This is a genomic window from Pseudomonas xantholysinigenes (genome assembly GCF_014268885.2).
GTDB lineage: Bacteria > Pseudomonadota > Gammaproteobacteria > Pseudomonadales > Pseudomonadaceae > Aquipseudomonas > Aquipseudomonas xantholysinigenes.
In genome coordinates this window covers 678,038-691,626 of record NZ_CP077095.1, presented here as the reverse complement: position 1 = coordinate 691,626, position 13,589 = coordinate 678,038, and the positions used below count along the sequence as shown (strand labels likewise).

11 protein-coding genes are annotated in these 13,589 nt (G+C 66.5%); 5 read left to right on the top strand and 6 right to left on the bottom strand.

Going from position 1 to position 13,589, the window contains the following annotated elements; translation table 11 throughout:
• Window positions 1-3 precede the first annotated feature (3 nt).
• Window positions 4-2,532, bottom strand: a complete 2,529-nt coding sequence (gene hrpB / locus HU772_RS03200; protein ID WP_186657052.1) for an ATP-dependent helicase HrpB — start codon at window positions 2,530-2,532, stop codon at window positions 4-6.
• A gap of 118 nt (window positions 2,533-2,650) precedes the next feature.
• Here hrpB and pmcY point away from each other — a divergent pair, with 118 nt between their 5' ends.
• The gene (pmcY, locus tag HU772_RS03195) at window positions 2,651-3,070 is read left to right on the top strand and encodes a periplasmic Zn2+ metallochaperone PmcY (RefSeq protein ID WP_186657055.1); all 420 of its coding nucleotides are present in this window, start codon (window positions 2,651-2,653) and stop codon (window positions 3,068-3,070) included.
• Window positions 3,071-3,095: 25 nt separating this feature from the next.
• The gene (locus tag HU772_RS03190; RefSeq protein ID WP_186657058.1) at window positions 3,096-3,965 is read left to right on the top strand and encodes a cation diffusion facilitator family transporter; all 870 of its coding nucleotides are present in this window, start codon (window positions 3,096-3,098) and stop codon (window positions 3,963-3,965) included.
• 8 nt (window positions 3,966-3,973) lie between these two features.
• Here HU772_RS03190 and HU772_RS03185 read toward each other — a convergent pair whose 3' ends face one another.
• On the bottom strand, window positions 3,974-4,810 hold the full coding sequence (locus HU772_RS03185; protein WP_186657061.1) for a DUF6515 family protein: 837 nt from the start codon (window positions 4,808-4,810) through the stop codon (window positions 3,974-3,976).
• A gap of 163 nt (window positions 4,811-4,973) precedes the next feature.
• Here HU772_RS03185 and HU772_RS03180 point away from each other — a divergent pair, with 163 nt between their 5' ends.
• The 3 genes from HU772_RS03180 (at window position 4,974) to HU772_RS03170 (ending at window position 7,212) form a co-directional block, all read left to right on the top strand.
• On the top strand, window positions 4,974-6,167 hold the full coding sequence (locus HU772_RS03180) for an MFS transporter (protein ID WP_186657065.1): 1,194 nt from the start codon (window positions 4,974-4,976) through the stop codon (window positions 6,165-6,167).
• A 311-nt stretch (window positions 6,168-6,478) separates the two neighbouring features.
• Entirely contained in the window at window positions 6,479-6,955 is a 477-nt protein-coding gene (locus HU772_RS03175) for an Lrp/AsnC family transcriptional regulator (RefSeq protein ID WP_011535815.1), read from the top strand.
• A 53-nt stretch (window positions 6,956-7,008) separates the two neighbouring features.
• The gene (locus HU772_RS03170; RefSeq protein WP_023631482.1) at window positions 7,009-7,212 is read left to right on the top strand and encodes a DUF2788 domain-containing protein; all 204 of its coding nucleotides are present in this window, start codon (window positions 7,009-7,011) and stop codon (window positions 7,210-7,212) included.
• Window positions 7,213-7,367: 155 nt separating this feature from the next.
• Here HU772_RS03170 and HU772_RS03165 read toward each other — a convergent pair whose 3' ends face one another.
• The 4 genes from HU772_RS03165 to HU772_RS03150 form a co-directional block, all read right to left on the bottom strand.
• On the bottom strand, window positions 7,368-7,997 hold the full coding sequence (locus tag HU772_RS03165) for a pseudouridine synthase (protein ID WP_225923093.1): 630 nt from the start codon (window positions 7,995-7,997) through the stop codon (window positions 7,368-7,370).
• A gap of 6 nt (window positions 7,998-8,003) precedes the next feature.
• Window positions 8,004-9,467, bottom strand: a complete 1,464-nt coding sequence (amn, locus tag HU772_RS03160) for an AMP nucleosidase (RefSeq protein WP_186657067.1) — start codon at window positions 9,465-9,467, stop codon at window positions 8,004-8,006.
• A gap of 138 nt (window positions 9,468-9,605) precedes the next feature.
• A complete protein-coding gene (locus tag HU772_RS03155) occupies window positions 9,606-11,258 on the bottom strand; it encodes an acyl-CoA dehydrogenase family protein (RefSeq protein WP_186657079.1) in 1,653 nt (550 codons plus the stop codon).
• A gap of 287 nt (window positions 11,259-11,545) precedes the next feature.
• A complete protein-coding gene (locus HU772_RS03150; protein ID WP_186657082.1) occupies window positions 11,546-13,537 on the bottom strand; it encodes a sensor histidine kinase in 1,992 nt (663 codons plus the stop codon).
• Between the last annotated feature and the right edge of the window lie 52 nt (window positions 13,538-13,589).

Genomic DNA, 13,589 nt, shown 5'->3' with positions numbered 1-13,589 from the left:
AGGTCAGGTTCCCCGAGGCTTGGCCCGGGCGGTGGCCTCGGCCACCAGCGGATCATCCGGCCAGTAATGCTTGGGGTATCGCCCCTTGAGATCCTTCTTCACCTCGGCATAAGTGGTACGCCAGAAGTTGGCCAGGTCCTGGGTCACCTGCACCGGGCGGCGTGCCGGCGACAGTAGGTGCAACTTGACCTGCTGGCGGCCGTTGGCGATACGCGGGGTGTCGGCCAGGCCGAACAGCTCCTGCAGGCGCACGGCAAGAATCGGTGGCTGCTCGCTGTAGTCCAGGCGAATGCTGGAGCCCGAGGGCACGCTCAAGTGCGACGGCGCCAGTTCATCCAGGCGCTGGGGCAACGGCCAGGGCAGCAGGTTGCGCAGCAGCGCTGGCAGGTCCAGCGCGGCGAAGTGGCTAAGACGCGAGACCTTGCCCAGGTAGGGTTGCAACCAGTCCTCCAGGTTGGCGAGCAGGGCTTGGTCGCCCAGATCCGGCCATTGGCTGTCGCCGTCCTTTTGCAAATCGAGTTGACGCAACAGCGCGACTCGGGCCTGCCACTGGCGCAGCTCGGGCGTCCAGGTCAACAGGTTCAAGCCCTTGCGTCGCACCAGGCCAAGCAGGGCCTTGGCCCGCGCCTCTTCGTCCAGGCCTGGCAGGGGTTCACGGCTGAGCACCAGTTCACCGACCTTGCGCTGGCGTTCGGCACGCAGCACCTGTTCGCGTTCATCCCAGTCGAGCAGGTCGAGTTGCTCGACCTGCTCGGCCAGCACACCATCGAGCAGCGCCGGGTCGAACTCGGCGGCCAGGTAGATGCGCTCCTCGCGCTGGCCCTGGCGGCTGCCGAGGTCGGCAATCACCAGCCATGGGCTTTTCATCAGCGCGTCGACTTCGCCGAACAGGGCCGCCCGGCCGTTGGCCAGGCGGTACTCGGCACCGCCTTCGCGACGCTGTTGCGCCACTCGGTCGGGATAGGCCAGCGCCAGCAGCGCGCCCAGCCAGCGCGGATGGTCGGGGTCGGCCACCGGGCTGCGCGGCTTGCCACGCAACTGGCCGCGATATTGCCGGGCCAGTTGCCGCGCGCGCTGCACGCCGCCCTGCCCGCCACGGGCTACGCGGGCTTCGCCGCTGAGCAGCGCCAGCCGGCTATGCAGGTCAGCGCCAGCGCCGCGCAGGATGTCGCGCTCGCCGAGCAACGCCGCCACATCGCAGGCCAGCTCGGCCAGGCCCAGGTCCTGGCCACGCAAGAGCAGATGGGCGATGCGCGGGTGCGTGGGCAGTTCGGCCATGGCCTGGCCGTGGGCGCCGAGGTTGTCGCGGCTGCCAGGCTTGAACGCACCGAGGCGGGCCAACAAGTCCTGGGCCTGGGCATAGGCGGACGGCGGCGGCTGGTCGAGCCAGCTCAACTGTTCCGGCGGCACGCCCCAGCGCGCCAGTTGCAGGGCCAGCCCCGCCAAGTCGGCCTGGAGGATTTCAGCGCCGCCGTGGGCCGCCAGCTGGTCGTGCTGGGCCTCGGACCACAACCGGTAGCACACCCCCGGCTCCAGGCGCCCAGCACGCCCGGCGCGCTGGGTGGCACTGGCGCGGGAGATGCGCTGGGTATCCAGGCGTGTCATGCCGCTGCCGGGATCAAAGCGCGGCACCCGCGCCAATCCTGCGTCGATGACCACGCGCACGCCGTCGATGGTCAGGCTGGTCTCGGCGATATTGGTCGCCAGCACGACCTTGCGCTGGTCCTTGGGCGCCGGCTCGATGGCCGCGCGCTGGGCAGTGAGATCGAGTTCGCCATGCAGTGGGCACAACAGGATACCGGGGCGCTCGCCGAGCGCTTCCTGCAAGGCCTGGTGCACACGGCGAATCTCCGCTTGCCCAGGCAGGAACACCAGCAGGCTGCCCGTTTCGTCGGCGAGGGCCTGGAGCACGCAATCGACCACTCGCGGCTCGACGAACTCACCGGGCTGGAAAGGCCGTCCCCAGCGGATATCCACCGGGTGCATGCGCCCCTGGCTGCTGATGATCGGCGCATCGTCGAGCAGCCGCGACAAACGCTCGCCCTCCAGCGTCGCCGACATCAGCAGGATCTTCAGCGGCGGCTCGTCACGCAGCAGGGCCCGGCCATTGAGGCTCAGGGCCAGGGCAAGGTCGGCATCCAGGCTGCGCTCGTGGAACTCATCGAAGATCAGCAAGCCCACGCCTTCGAGCGCTGGATCGGCTTGCAAGCGGCGAGTGAGGATGCCCTCGGTGACCACTTCGATGCGCGTGTTCGGGCCGACCTTGCTGTCCAGGCGGATGCGGTAGCCCACGGTATCGCCGACTTTTTCCCCCAGCTCGCTGGCCAGTCGCTCGGCGGCGGCGCGGGCCGCCAGGCGCCGCGGCTCAAGCATCAGGATGGTCTGCCCGGCCAGCCACGGCTCGTCGAGCAACGCCAGCGGCACACGGGTGGTCTTGCCGGCGCCGGGCGGCGCCTCGAGCACCGCTTCGTCACGCGCGCCCAGGGCCAGGCGCAGGTCGGACAGTACGGCATCGATCGGTAATGAAATCATGGTGGTCCTCGAACAATCGTCCGAGTATAACGGCGAACCGAGGCTGGCCTAACATGGTCTTAAGCTCAGGCGCGGGCATTCGTCGCGCCGTTGCAACGCTACCATTCCGGAGATTTACATGCGCATCCCTTCCCGCGTCATCGGTGGCGCCCTGATCGCCACCTTGCTGACCCAGCTGACGGCCTGCGGCACCCTCTTCTACCCTGACCGTCGCGGCCAGATCGAAGGCAAGATCGACCCCGTCGTCGCGGCCATGGACGCCATTGGTATCCTGTTCTACGTGCTCCCCGGCCTGATCGCCTTCGGCATCGATTTTGCCACCGGCGCCATCTACTACCCCGGCGGCAAGACCGCGCAGATCGACCCGGCCAAACTGGCGCCCGCGGTCGACGCCAATGGCCAGGTCGACAGGATCAAACTGCAGGCTATCCTCGAAAGCGAACTGGGCCAGCGCCTGCCGCTGAATGACCCACGGTTGATCCAGAGCCGTGGCAGCGTCGAGCAACTGGCCAGCCTCGGCCTGGCCCCGGCCGCCTGAAACCTTCACACAAGACCGCCCGCACATGACTGCCCCGGCCGAACACCAACGCCTGCTGCGCCTGGCCACCCGCGCCTCGCTGACGGTGGCCAGCATCCTGGTGCTGAGCAAGGCCGTGGCCTGGTGGCTGAGCGGCTCGGTGAGCCTGCTGGCCGGGCTCACCGACTCGGCGCTCGATGCGGTCGCCTCGTTCCTCAACCTGCTGGCGGTGCACTATGCCTTGCGCCCGGCCGACGACGATCACCGCTTCGGCCACGGCAAGGCCGAGGCCCTGGCCGGCATGGCCCAGGCGCTGTTCATCGGTGTCAGCGCCGTGCTGATCGGGGTGCAGGCAGTGGAACGCCTGCAAGCGCCGCAGCCACTGGGCGACACCGCCGCCGGCATCGCGGTGATGCTGTTGTCGCTGGTGCTGACCGTGGCGTTGCTGGCCTTCCAACGCAAGGTCATCCGCCTGACCGGCTCCACCGCGGTGCGCGCCGATTCCCTGCATTACCGCTCCGACCTGCTGCTCAATGGCAGCATCCTGTTGGCGCTGGTCCTGGCACGGTTCGGCTGGCCACAACTGGATGCGCTGTTCGGTTTGGCAATCGCCTTCTACATCCTGTGGAGCGCCGTGCAGATTGCCCGGCAAAGCACGGCGATCCTCATGGATCAGGAACTGCCGGCGGACGTCAGTGAGCGCATGCTCGAGGTGGTGCTGGCGATCCCCGGGGTGAAGGGCGCGCACGACCTGCGCACGCGGGTGTCGGGCAGCCACTGGTTCGTGCAGCTGCACCTGGAATTACCGGGCACCTTGCCGCTGGACGCGGCTCATGAGCTGTGCGTGCAGGCATCACAGGCCATCCGCGCGCGCTATCCAAAGGCCGATGTGATGGTGCACGCGGACCCGGTGTAACAACCGCGTCAATTGATGCTATACCCCCGCCCGCTCAAGCAGGCTCCCAAGGCTCGCCGGTAGTTGTCCGCCACATTCGCCGGGGGCGCGTAGCTCGCCGTGGCCGGGTCGAATCCCGATTGGCTCACCGCCCAGCGGTGGCACTGGAAACGGTCCTGCTCCTGCTGTTCAGGCCCCTGGCCGTACATCGGGTAGGCCACCACGTCATAGCCCTGCGGCTGCATCGACAGCGGCGCCGGGGCCGCCGTGGGCGGGTTGACCACCACGTACTCGCGGCTGTCGGCCTGGTACTGGTAATAGGTGTCCGCCACCAGGAAGAACAACGCCCCGCCCAACCACACCTCGCGGGCATAGGACGGCAGATAGCCAACCCTCACGCCATAGGGCGGCGTGACCACGACATAGCCACCACCGTGCGGGCGATACCAGTAACCGCCGGAGTAGAAGTAGTCCTGCCCACGGTAGGGCACTTTCCAGTAGCGATCCGGGAAGCGCTCCACGGTGTGACCTGGATGGTATTGCGGGCCCGGCCCCCAGCCATTGCCATGGCCGTCCGGCCGCCCCGACCAGTCACCGCCCGGACGCTGCCCGGGACCACCGGCTTGCCAATAGCGGTTGTCGCCATGGCGCCGGGGAATGTCCTGGTAGTAGCCCTCGCGCGGCGGTTGGGTCTGGCGCACTTCGTCCCGGGAGGTGAGCGGCGAACCGCGTCGCTCGCCCTGCCCCTGGTCCGGCTGGCCACCATGGCCGTCATGCCCGTCCCCGGGCCCCTGGGCCAAGGCACCCAGGCTGATGCTCATGCCCAGCAAACCAACGCCGGCCCACTGCCAGATACGCGACCTCATGATGTTCCTCTCGATGAAAACACTTGCCCTTGCAGGTTCGAAGTCTACCGCGACTACCCATACCAACAGATGAAAGTGACGACAGCAACGAATGGCTTGCAGCTTTTACATACATACCGTATGAATAAATAATCATACGAAATGAATGTAAAAGGAAGTCTGCATGCCCAACCCCTATGTCGCACTGTTCAACCCCGCCGGTACCCGCGCGTTCACCGCAGCCGGGCTGCTGGCCCGCCTGCCGCTACCCATGACCGGGATCGGCATCATCACCCTGCTGGCCCAGACGCGTGGCAGCTACGCCCTGGCAGGGGCGGTGTCCGCCACGTTCGTGCTGACCTACGCCTTGCTGTCACCACAGGTCTCGCGCCTGGTGGATCGCCTGGGCCAGCGCCGGGTCCTGCCGGTGGCGACGTTGCTGAGCGTATTGGGCCTGGCGTTGATGGCCGCTTGCGCCTGGCAGGGCGGCGCCAGCTGGACGCTGTTCGCGGCCGCCCTGCTGAGCGGTTGCATGCCCAGCATGTCGGCCATGGTCCGCGCGCGCTGGACTCACCTGTATCGCGGCCAGCCGCAGTTGCAGACCGCCTACTCACTGGAAACCGTGCTCGACGAAGTCAGCTTCATCGCTGGACCGCCGCTGGCGGTAGGGCTCAGTGTTGCCCTGTGGCCTCCGGCCGGCCTGCTCGCCGCCGCCACGCTACTGGCCCTGGGCAGCGCAGCGCTGGTGTGGCAAACCGCCAGTGAACCGCCACCGGCGCTCATCGCCCCCGCTGCAACGCGATGCCCGGCCTGGCGCCTTGCCAGCGTGCGCCAACTGACCTTGCTGATGGTGGCGATGGGGATCATCGTCGGCACCGTGGATATCGTCAGCGTGGCCTTTGCCAACGAACAGGGCCAACCGGCTGCCGCCAGCCTGGTGCTGTCGGCCTACGCCGCCGGCTCGTGCATCTCCGGGCTGCTGTTCGGCGCCAGGCGCTGGCACCTGCCATTGCCTCGCCAGCTGTCGCTCGGGGCGCTGGCGACCGCCCTCGCCACCCTGCCGCTGTTGTTGGCAGGCAACCTCGTCCAACTCGCCGGTGCCGTGCTGTTGGCCGGGGTGTTCTTTGCCCCGACCATGATCGTGGCCATGGCGCTGGTCGAGCGCAGCGTGCCTGAACAACAATTGACCGAAGGCCTGACCTGGCTGCTCGCCGGCTTGAACGTCGGCGTGGCGCTCGGTGCCGCCAGCGCTGGCCAGTGGGTGGACGCCAGCACCTCGCGCAGCGGTTTCTGCATTGCGCTGGCCGCCGGCCTGCTGGTGCTGCTGGTGGCGGCCTGGCCTTGCAGGACGGTGCCGGCGGCAAAACCTGGGCAATAAAAAAGGGAGACCTGGTGGTCTCCCTTCTGCAATTGTCGTCCGTGCTCGGCGCTTGTGACACCGGCTCACCTCGCGCCGTCTTCTGGACAGTGCGTAGCCCGGGGCCTGGCGGATCCTGTTGGATGGCTGGCCGCGAGCGCCCGCCTAGGGCGCCTCGCCGTGGACTGATGTCCGGGCAGTGATTCTGTTGATAAAGATAGGCCAGGCGCCCCGGCAGAGGATTGCGAAGATTGCTCTGATAAATAGCACTTGCGCAATTTTTCACTCAGGATTGATAATTCGCCGCAATCCGAACAGAAAAGGCCTTTTCCATGAGCAAGCTCGACCGCTACGACCTGAGCATCCTCGCCGAATTGCAGCGCGACGCGCGCATCTCCAACCAGGAGCTGGCCGAACGCATCGGCCTGTCGCCGTCCCCCTGCTCGCGCCGGGTCAAGCAGCTCGAGGACGATGGCTACATCTCACGCCAGGTGGCCCTGCTGGACCGCAAGAAGCTCGGCCTGAGCCTGACCGCCTACGTGCTGATCGGCATGGACCGCCACACCCCCGAGCGCTTCGAGACCTTCGAGGCGGCAATCCGCAGCCTGCCCCAGGTGCTCGAGTGCAGCCTGGTCACCGGCATGGACGCCGACTACCAGCTCAAGGTGGTGGTGCCGGACATGGACCACTACCAGAAATTGCTACTAGGCAGCCTGACCCGCATCGAAGGCGTGACCAGCGTGCGCTCGAGCTTCGTACTCAACCAGGTGCTGGCCAGCACCGAGCTGCCCTTGACCCACCTGCGTTGAATCCCTGCGCGCCCGGCGTATGATCGGGCTTTTCGCCAGCCTGGAGTACACCGATGGATCCCGCTGTCTTCGAAGAATGGATGATGATCATCCTCGTCACCGTGCTGATCGCCTTCATGGGCTTCATCGTCTGGGACCTGGCGAAGAAATCCAAGGCCGGCCGCTTCGGTACGCTGATCCTGTTCTTCGTACTGGGCCTGGGGGTGCTGGCGTTCATCATCAAGAGCGTGGTGGTGGGGTTTCTGGAGGGAGTTTAGGTATCTGCCTCGCGCACCCTGGCAAACACTCATCTTGTGTCGCGAAAGGGGCGCGCAGCGGCCCCAGGGTTTCAGCGTTGATGCAAAGATCGCCGGGGCCGCGTTGCGGCCCTTTCGCGACACAAGGCCGCTCCTACACAGGAGGCGCGTGCGGCTTAAAGCTTCGCCGGCACCTCGCGCCAGCAGCCCTGCTCCAGCCCTTCGATCGTCCAGTCACCAATCCGCACCCGCACCAGGCGCAAGGTCGGCACGCCCACCGCCGCGGTCATGCGCCGCACCTGGCGATTGCGCCCTTCACGGATGACCAGCTCCAGCCACGCCGTCGGCACGCTCTTGCGAAAACGCACTGGCGGATTGCGCGGCCATAGCGTCGGTTCGTCGAGCAAGCGTGCCTCGGCCGGCAAGGTCGGCCCGTCATTGAGCTCAACGCCCTCGCGCAGGCGCTGCAGCTGCTCGGCGCTAGGCTCGCCCTCCACCTGTACCCAGTAGGTCTTGGCCAATTTGTGCTTGGGGTCGGCGATGCGCGCCTGCAGGCGGCCATCGTTGGTCAGCAGCAACAGCCCTTCGCTGTCACGGTCAAGGCGCCCGGCCGGGTAGATGCCGGGGATGTCGATATAGTCCTTGAGCGTGGCGCGCCCCTCGCCGTCGCTGAACTGGGTGAGCACATCGAACGGCTTGTTGAACAGGATCAGGCGAGGCTCGGCCGGCGGCGCCTTGGGCTGGCGACGCGGGCCGGCAGGGCGCGCCGCCGGGCGGCGCGGTGGGTTGCGGGGGGGCAGGGACATGGATCCTCAGCGGAACGGCGGCTCATCGAAGCTGCGCAGTTTACGCGAGTGCAGCGAGTTGAGCTCGGTGCGCAGCAGGTCGAGGGCGGCAATGCCGATCTTCAGGTGCTGGCTGACCGCGCGGTTGTAGAAGGCGTTGGCCGAGCCGGGCAGCTTGATCTCGCTGTGCAGCGGCTTGTCCGAGACACACAGCAAGGTGCCATATGGCACCCGCAGGCGATAGCCCTGGGCGGCGATGGTGCCGCTTTCCATGTCCACCGCCACCGCGCGCGACAGGTTGATCAACGGGCGTTCCTGGGCCCAGCGCAGTTCCCAGTTGCGATCGTCGTAGGTCAGCACGGTGCCAGTGCGCAGGCGTTTCTTCAGTTGGTCGCCACGTTCGCCGGTGACCTGGGCGGCAGCCTCCTGCAGCGCCAGCTGCACCTCGGCCAGGGCCGGAATCGGGATATTCGGCGGCACCACCCGGTCGAGGATTCCGTCGCGGCGCATGTAGGCGTGCGCCAGCACGTAGTCGCCGATGGTCTGCGATTGGCGCAGGCCGCCGCAGTGGCCGATCATCAACCAGCAGTGCGGACGCAGCACGGCGAGGTGGTCGGTGATGTTCTTGGCGTTGGACGGGCCGACACCGATATTGACCAGGGTCACGCCATCGCCGTCGGCGGCGATCAGGTGGTAGGCCGGCATCTGGTAACGGTGCCAGACCACGCCGGCCACCAGGGCCTGGGCCTCGCCGTTGTCCATGCCCTTGTCGATGATCACGTTGCCCGGCAGGACCATGCGCACGAAGCGCGGATCGTCACGCAGTTGCTCCAGGCCATGGGCGATGAACTGGTCGACGTAGCGGTGGTAGTTGGTCAGCAGGATCCACGGCTGCACATGGCGCCAGTCGCTGCCGGTGTAGTGCACCAGGCGGCGCAGCGAGAAATCCACCCGGGCGGCATCGAACAAAGCCAGCGGCAGCGTCTCGGCGCTTTCCCAGTCGTACAGGCCATCGGCGATGTTGTCGGTGGCCGCCGACAGGTCGGTGCTGGGGAACACCCGCGCCAACTGCGCGGCGGTGATGCCACTGCCAGCCAGTTCATCGCCCTGGTCGACTACATAGGGATACGGGATGTTCTGTTCGCTGACGCCGACTTCGACGGTCACGGTGTAGTCGTGCATCAACGGACGCAGTTGTTCCAGCAGGTAACTGCGAAAAGCCGCCGGCTGGGTGACAGTGACACTGTAGGTGCCGGCCACCTGGACCTTGGCGTAGGCGCGGGTGGTGGCGGCGACCTCGCCCTGGCTGAAGTAGGTCAGGCGCAGGGCCGGGTAACGGAACAACGCGCGCTCGTCGTCGCCCGGCTCGGTGCGGTCCTTGAGGTAGCGCTTGAGGGCCTGGCTCAGGGCCCCGGTGGCCTGTTCATGCAAGGCCGCCAGACGGTCGACGGCCTGTTCGGGGGTATCAACGACTACAAACGCTTGGCTCACGCTGGGCTTCCTGTCTTATGGAATGCATGACAGCCATCTTGCCTGCGTTGCGGGGCAAATACACCCCCAGTGTCAGTGCTGTGCAATTCCTTGCAGGAGCGGCCTTGTGCCGCGAAAGGGGGAGAATGAAGCCATCCTTCACCCGGCCCAGACTGGCGTTGCCCTGGCCACCAGCGCCTCGACATCCACGCCGCGTGGCAATGCGCCATATACCCGCCCACTACCGCCCAGCCGACTGCCAATGAACGCATCGCTCACCGTGGCATTGCCCGCCTCAAGCAGCAGCTTGGCCTGCAGCGCCACGGCGATGTCCTCGGTCAGTTGCCGGGCGCGGTACTGGATATCGTCGGTATCGGCAAAGGCGCCCTTGAGGTTGCCGATGAACGCCGCCAGCCGCGGGTCGCCATGGCCGTCACCCAGCTCGACGAACAGCGCCTCGAGCACGCCCGGCTCCTTCGACAAGGCTCGCAGCACATCCAGGCACTGCACGTTGCCCGAACCTTCCCAGGTCGAATTGACCGGCGCCTCGCGGTACAGCCGGGGCAGGATGCTGTCCTCGACGTAACCGGCGCCGCCCAGGCACTCGGCGGCCTCGTTGATCATTCCCGGCGCCCGCTTGCAGATCCAGTACTTGCCCACCGCCGTCACCAGCCGGGCGAAGTGCGCCTGCTGCGGATCATCCAATTGGTCCAGGGCCTGCCCCATGCGCAAACTCAGGGCCAGGGCCGCCTCGCTCTCCAGCGCCAGGTCGGCGAGCACGTTCTGCATCAACGGCTGCTCGGCCAGCACTCGCCCGCCGACCTTGCGGTGGGCGCAGTGGTGCGCGGCCTGGGTCAGGGCCTGGCGCATCAGGGCGCTGGAGCCGACCATACAGTCGAAGCGGGTCATGGCGACCATCTCGATGATGGTCGGCACGCCACGGCCCTCCTCGCCCACCATCCAGGCCAGGGCACCACGGAACTCCACCTCGCTGGAGGCGTTGGAGCAGTTGCCGAGCTTGTTTTTCAGGCGCTGGATGTAGAACTGGTTGCGGTTGTCGTCCGGGCGGTGGCGCGGCAGCAGGAAACAACTGAGCCCCTTGTCGGTCTGCGCCAGGGTGAGGAAGGCGTCGCACATCGGCGCCGAGCAGAACCACTTGTGCCCCACCAGCTCGTAGGGCTGGCCCGGCCCCGGCGTGCCGACCGGGTAAGCACGGGTGGTGTTGGCGCGCACATCGGTGCCGCCCTGCTTCTCGGTCATGGCCATGCCGATGGTCACCCCGGCCTTGTGTCGGTCGCCGACGTTGCGCGGGTCGTATTCACGGGCGAGGATCTTCGGCAGCCAGTAGCCGGCCAGCTCCGGCTGCAGGCGCAAGGCCGGCACGGCGGCGAAGGTCATGGTCAGCGGGCAGCCACTGCCGGCTTCGGCCTGGCTGTGCAGGTACGTCATCGAGGCCCGGGCGACATGGGCGCCGGCCCGGGGCTCGGCCCAAGGCAGCGACGGCAGGCCATGCTCGATGGCAGTGCGCATCAACTCGTGATAGGCCGGGTGGAATTCCACCAGATCGATACGGTGGCCATAGCGGTCATGGCTGCTGAACTCTGGCTTGTGGGCATTGGCCAGGAATCCCGCCGCCATCAGCGGGCCACCGGCCAGGGCGCCATAGGCGTCGATCCGCGCCTCGGCCCAGGCAGCGCCGAAACGCCGCGACCATTCCTGTAGCGGCAGGTCGAGACGATACAGGTTGGCGCCGTCGAGGGACGGCGGCTGGTTGGTGACTTCGTGGGTTTCAGCGAACTGGTGCAGGTTCATCGGGGCCTCCTGGATCCGCTCATGCCTGAAAGACCCAGTGAAGCACCGCAGCCCGGCCAGTCAAAGTGACAAAACGGACTACATGGGGGCGCTTCGCGCCCTGGACATCCAGCGTGGCGAGGATGGTACCGACAGTGCTGTGGCTAGGGTTTGTACGAAAAGTCGCCGAGCGGCGATCAGGCAAGGCGAAAACAGGCGAGGAAGCAGAGTTGACTGGCTGTCAATGAGCATTCCGAGCCTGTTTTCAACGCAGCATGATCGTCGCGCAGGCACGTTTCGTACAAAGCCTAGAACCGCTGCAAACCCGAGGCGTCACGCACCGGGGGCAGTTGAATCTGCGCCACGGCCAGCGCCAGGCTCAACTCGAAGCGGCTGCCCAAGCCTGGCGTGGATTCATGGGACAAGCTCGCCCCGAGCAGCTCACTCAGCTGACGACAGATCGACAGGCCAATCCCCAGCCCGCCATAACGCCGGGTCATCGAGCCGTCGACCTGGAAGAACCGCTGGTACAGCACGGCCTGGTCAAGATCATCGAAACCGATGCCGCTGTCGCTGACCGTCAAGCTCAAGACCAGGGTATCCGGCCCGGTCCGCCGCCCCCGCGCCTGCACCGTGACGCCACCCTGGTGGGTGAACTTCAAGCCGTTGTCCACCAGGCACGCCAGGCAGCGGGCAAGTTTCTGCGCATCGCCCACCAGGCTGTCCGGCAGGTCGGCCGGGATATCCAGGCTCAGGTACAGGCCCTTGGCCAAGGCCTGTCCGGCATAGCCGGCGCGCAGTTCCTGAAGCAGGCGGCGCAAGCTGAACGGCGTGCCCTGGCTACGTAGCCGTCCGGCCTGCAGCTCGGTAAGGATGAGAATGTCGTCGACCATCGCCATCATGTCCCGGGCCGAACCGGTCGCGGTGCGATGATATTGCGCCTGCTCGGCGCTCATCGGCAGGGTGTGCAACAGCTCCAGCGAACCGATCACCCCGTTCATCGGGGTGCGCAGTTCATGGGTCACCGTGGCGAGGAATTCGTCCTTGAGCCGATTACTGCGGGCCAACTGCAGGTTCAGTTGCTCAAGGGTGCGGCCAGTGTCACGCAACGCCTGGGCCTGCTGCTCGCGCAGGCTGTTGATGCGGTCGGCCAGCGCCAGCGACAGCAGCGCCACCTCCAGCGCCGAGCCCAGCTGGCTGGCGTACATGGTGATGAACAGGTTCGGCAGGTAACCCAGCACCATCAGGGTGTTGACCAGCCCACCGAGCAGAAACGCCGTCCAGGCGATGATGAACCAGCGTGCCACCCGCACCCCGCGCCACCAGGCGTATAGCCCGGCGGTGAAGATGCTCACGGTGAACAGCAGCGCCAGCAGCGTGGCCATGCGCAACGCCACGCCATAGCGCAGGGTAACCGCCATCACCATGACCAGCCCACCTGCGGCCATCATCAGCAGCAACAGACGGTCGAAGCCACGGCTGAGGCGGCCCAGTTGCAGGAAGTGACGGGCGAACTGGCAACCGAACAACCCGGCGGCGCCGATGAACAACGGTGTGGCGGCATTCGCCCACCAGGGGCTGTCCGGCCAGAAATAGGCGATACCAGCACCATTGACCGACACCTGGTAGAGGCCGAACGCACCGATATAGAGGATGTAGTACAGGTAACTGACGTCGCGCACGCTGAGGTAGATGAACAGGTTGTACACCAGCATCACCAGCAGCACACCGTAGATCATCCCCAGCACGTACAGGCGGGTGGGCTGATCTTGCAGGTAGGCCTCGATCGACCACAAGGTCAGCGGCGCCTGGATCGAGCCCTGGCTGTGCAGCCGCAGATAGGCGGTGGTGTGCTGGCCGGGGCGCAAGGCCAGTTCGAACAGGTAGTTGTTCTGCTGGATCTGCCGGCTGGCATAAGGCAGCGCATCGCCGGTGCGCCCGGCCAGGCGATACACGCCCTGCTCATCCGGCAGGTAGAGTTCGAGGTGGTCCAGCGGTGGGTAGGCCAGCTCCAGCAGCCACTGGCGCGGCGCCGCGGACGGGGGGGCGGCGTAGGCAAGGTCGACCTTCAGCCAGAATACCGAGGTCGAGTAACCGGCATTGAGCACGTCTTGCTCATGGCCGCGAAAACGATTGGCGAACGCCGCCGAACTGACCTGGCCGATACTGGCGCTGCCATCGTGGTCTTCATAGACCTGCATGAACCTGCCCAACGGCAGACGCCCGGTGGCATCGTCGAACGCGACAGCCCCAGCGAACAGGGGCACGCAGCCCAGCAGCACAATCAGCAAATAGCGCATACAGCCCCAGCATGGCCTGTCACGGTCGCGTCGCGGTTGCCTCCTGTCCATT

What these genes read in the sequence shown, in the direction of transcription:
- hrpB (WP_186657052.1), bottom strand. Translation starts at nt 2,532, where the DNA reads ATGATTTCATTACCGATCGATGCCGTACTGTCCGACCTGCGCCTGGCC.
- pmcY (WP_186657055.1), top strand. Translation starts at nt 2,651, where the DNA reads ATGCGCATCCCTTCCCGCGTCATCGGTGGCGCCCTGATCGCCACCTTG.
- HU772_RS03190 (WP_186657058.1), top strand. Translation starts at nt 3,096, where the DNA reads ATGACTGCCCCGGCCGAACACCAACGCCTGCTGCGCCTGGCCACCCGC.
- HU772_RS03185 (WP_186657061.1), bottom strand. Translation starts at nt 4,810, where the DNA reads ATGAGGTCGCGTATCTGGCAGTGGGCCGGCGTTGGTTTGCTGGGCATG.
- HU772_RS03180 (WP_186657065.1), top strand. Translation starts at nt 4,974, where the DNA reads ATGCCCAACCCCTATGTCGCACTGTTCAACCCCGCCGGTACCCGCGCG.
- HU772_RS03175 (WP_011535815.1), top strand. Translation starts at nt 6,479, where the DNA reads ATGAGCAAGCTCGACCGCTACGACCTGAGCATCCTCGCCGAATTGCAG.
- HU772_RS03170 (WP_023631482.1), top strand. Translation starts at nt 7,009, where the DNA reads ATGGATCCCGCTGTCTTCGAAGAATGGATGATGATCATCCTCGTCACC.
- HU772_RS03165 (WP_225923093.1), bottom strand. Translation starts at nt 7,997, where the DNA reads ATGTCCCTGCCCCCCCGCAACCCACCGCGCCGCCCGGCGGCGCGCCCT.
- HU772_RS03155 (WP_186657079.1), bottom strand. Translation starts at nt 11,258, where the DNA reads ATGAACCTGCACCAGTTCGCTGAAACCCACGAAGTCACCAACCAGCCG.
- HU772_RS03150 (WP_186657082.1), bottom strand. Translation starts at nt 13,537, where the DNA reads ATGCGCTATTTGCTGATTGTGCTGCTGGGCTGCGTGCCCCTGTTCGCT.